We start from the raw sequence: 3,109 nt of genomic DNA, 5'->3' as shown, positions 1-3,109 counted from the left end.
GGCAAAAAGGCACATGCGAAAATATGAATGGTTTAATTAGGCAATATTTACCTAAAGGGATTGATTTAAATCAGGCAGATCAGCATTATTTAAATCAAGTTGCCATGTCACTGAATACTCGTCCTAGAAAAGCGTTAGATTGGCTTACACCATTAGAGAAATTTGCTCAGCTTGTTGATTATCATAAGACTTTTCAAACTGTCGCACCTCATGTTTGAATTCGCCCTAATATAAAAGCTTATTTTCAATAAAAAACACATCATAATACCCCCTTGCCTTTTAACCACAAAAATATTGAAGTTATTATTTAGAAGCAATTAATAGAAAAATAAACAAATCTTTTTTAAACAAGCTACTAATAAAAATATCTCCATCGAAAATAAAGTATAAAAATTCAAAAACCATTTAATAAAGTATCAATAGAGTTAAAATACATATAGCTTACTTTTAATTTTAAAGAGGAATACAAGAAATAATTTCTTGTATTCCTGTTATAAGATTGGGAGAACCAAGTTGATAATTTCACCCATTTCTTTGGATCTATTAATTTAAGTTTCGACTTTACTTATTTGAGCTTAGCCATTTGGTCGAGTCACAATCGGGAAAATTGAATCTGGACGTTTAAACATTGCAAAGAATTTTCCAATTTTCAGTGGATTACCTTTGACTTTACTGTCTTTAGAAAGCAGGACTTTTACCCCTTCTATTTGACCTGTAATCATTTTTAGATATAAGGGCTTGGTTAAGGTTAATGTAGGGCAATCCAATGCCAAATCTTTACTTTCATCATAACGCTTAAACTGCATGACTGAGTTTTCAACCCATAATGAAAAATGCTCTTTGGTATCCGACAAAACCAGATTGATACACTGGTTTTCATTTTTTAAATTTTCCACATCTAAATTTGTCGCCATAGCTTCAAGAAATCTTTCAGTTGGTGTATGAATCAATAAATCACTCGGATCAGAAGTATTTTGTAGGGGTACATTATTTTGTAGCTCTTGAGCGCCCACCAAAAAGAAATTACGCCAAGTTGAAGCCTCAGCAGCATAGCCCAATTGACGATAAGTATTCGCCAATAAGTCTTTTGCTTGTTGGTTTTGAGGGTTATTCAACACAATATGTTTTAAAATCTCGGCAGCCCATCTATAGTCAGCTTGAGCGTAGGCATCCCGCGCATTTTTCAATGCATTGTTCTCCCCACCTGCTAACTCAATATATTTTTTTGCAACAGCTTTAGGGGGTAATGGATCTAAATTGGAAGGATGGGCATCGAACCATCCCATATAATATTGGTATACTGCTTTTACATTATGTTTTAGGGTTCCATAATAGCCATGAGCATATAGTTTTTGATCAAGTGCCGCTGGAAGCTTAATTTTTTCGGCAATTTCAGCGCCATTAAAACCAGAGTTCATATATCTCACCGTCTGATCATGCGTGAACTTATAAACATCTCGCTGGGTTTTAATAAAATCTTGAATATTGTCATTGCCCCAGACAGGCCAATGATGCTGTGCAATCAATACATCGGATGCTTTGGCATGCTGCATTGCTTGGTCTAGATAGCCCACCCATTTTAAGGCATCACGGACTTTAGCACCCCGAAGGGTATAAAGATTATGCATGGTATGAGATAGAATTTCTGCGCCGTTATAAAGTTTCAATGATGGGATAGAGAACGTTAATTCTGCTGGTGCTTCTGAACCCGGCACGTTATAAAACACAAAATCCAAGCCATCAACCGTCATTTTCTGTTCTGGTTGAGTGATCAGTTGTGTAGGCTCAAGGATGCCCATTTTTCCCACAGCAACAGCCTTACCTAAACCTGTATCCACCAATCCTTCCGCATTTTTAGGTAGAAAAGTTCCATACATATAAGTCGCACGACGTATCATGGCTGAACCTGCCATCACATTTTCACTGGTCGCTTCTTCCATAAAGCCTTTTGGCGCAATAATTGGAGTTTTTCTAGCGTTAATTTCTTCGCTAGAAAGAACGCCTAATGCACCACCAAAATGATCGATATGGCTATGGGTAAAGATAATGGCTGAAATTTTTTGCTCACCTAAATGCTGTCTAGCAAATTTAAGTGCTGCTTCAGCCGTTTCTTTAGAGGTTAATGTATCCACAATAATCCAGCCAGTATCACCCTGAATGATGGTCATATTTGCCAAATCAAAACCACGAATTTGCCAAACTCGATCTGTTACTTTAAATAGCCCAACATTGTTGTTTAATTTTGCTTGTCGCCATAGAGTGGGATTAACGGTATTTGGTGCTTGATCTTGTAAAAAACTAAATGCATCAAAATCCCAGATAACATTGCCTTTCTCACTTTTAATTTGACCTGTTGGCTTGGCAATAAAGCCCTTTTGAGCCTGATTAAACTCAGTCATATCCTCTAAGTTATACTTCGCCTTATATGTATTATTTGATTCAATGACCGCTTTTTCTACTACAGTATTTGCTGCAAAAACAGAAAATGGCAGAATAAGCATCAATGAAACTGTTAAAAACTTAATTTTCATCTTCTTTCCTTTTTTTAAATAGAGGTGGTCCCACATGTTTGAACAACTAAAAGCTTATTTATAAGTGATACTCTGCTCTAGTTAAGCTACCTTATTTTGTTGTGGTAGCTGGTCATAGTAAAACTCATCTGGAGTCATTTTGTCCAGACTCGAATGAGGTCGTTTCAAATTATAAAATTCAAAATATGCGTTTAATTGCTTCTTCGCATCCAAAACATTGCTGTAGGCTTTGAGATACACCTCTTCATATTTAACGCTCCGCCATAATCGTTCAACCATCACATTATCAACCCATCGACCTTTACCATCCATGCTGATTTGGATGTCATTTGATTTCAATACATGGCAGAGTAAAACTTGAAGTGCGACATAAACCACCTAATTAATTTAAAGGGTTTATGGAGTATATAAAATTGTCATACCATCATCTTAACTTTGAAGATCGTACTGCATTAATGCTTGAGTCAAGAAAAGAAGGCTTTTCAGCCAGAAAATTTGCTGAACTCATTAAAAGACATCCTAGTACGATCTATCGTGAGCTTAAAAGAAATAGCATCAATGACGTTTATCAAGCTCGA

At 36.1% G+C, this 3,109-nt stretch carries 3 protein-coding genes and 1 pseudogene; 2 read left to right on the top strand and 2 right to left on the bottom strand.

What is annotated here, in order from left to right; all coding sequences use genetic code 11:
* A partial coding sequence (locus HMPREF0013_RS10435; RefSeq protein ID WP_029766819.1) for a hypothetical protein occupies positions 1–218 on the top strand: 218 nt, incomplete at its 5' end.
* A 357-nt stretch (positions 219–575) separates the two neighbouring features.
* On the opposite strand, the gene HMPREF0013_RS10430 is transcribed toward HMPREF0013_RS10435, so the two are convergent.
* Both HMPREF0013_RS10430 and HMPREF0013_RS10425 read right to left on the bottom strand, forming a co-directional pair.
* Positions 576–2,531 carry an alkyl/aryl-sulfatase gene (locus tag HMPREF0013_RS10430; RefSeq protein ID WP_000693745.1) on the bottom strand — a complete coding sequence of 652 codons (1,956 nt, stop codon included), beginning with the start codon at positions 2,529–2,531 and terminating at the stop codon, positions 576–578.
* A gap of 81 nt (positions 2,532–2,612) precedes the next feature.
* Positions 2,613–2,873: pseudogene (locus HMPREF0013_RS10425) on the bottom strand (integrase core domain-containing protein); the annotation flags it as partial.
* A 113-nt stretch (positions 2,874–2,986) separates the two neighbouring features.
* Between HMPREF0013_RS10425 and HMPREF0013_RS24440 the strand changes: the two are divergent.
* Positions 2,987–3,109: helix-turn-helix domain-containing protein (locus HMPREF0013_RS24440; protein WP_250635216.1), on the top strand; the 123-nt coding region annotated here is incomplete at its 3' end.

This window comes from Acinetobacter sp. SH024 (assembly GCF_000163635.1).
Classification (GTDB): domain Bacteria; phylum Pseudomonadota; class Gammaproteobacteria; order Pseudomonadales; family Moraxellaceae; genus Acinetobacter; species Acinetobacter pittii.
The sequence above is the reverse complement of the archived record's forward strand: the minus strand, read 5'-3'. Positions and strand labels throughout refer to the sequence as shown.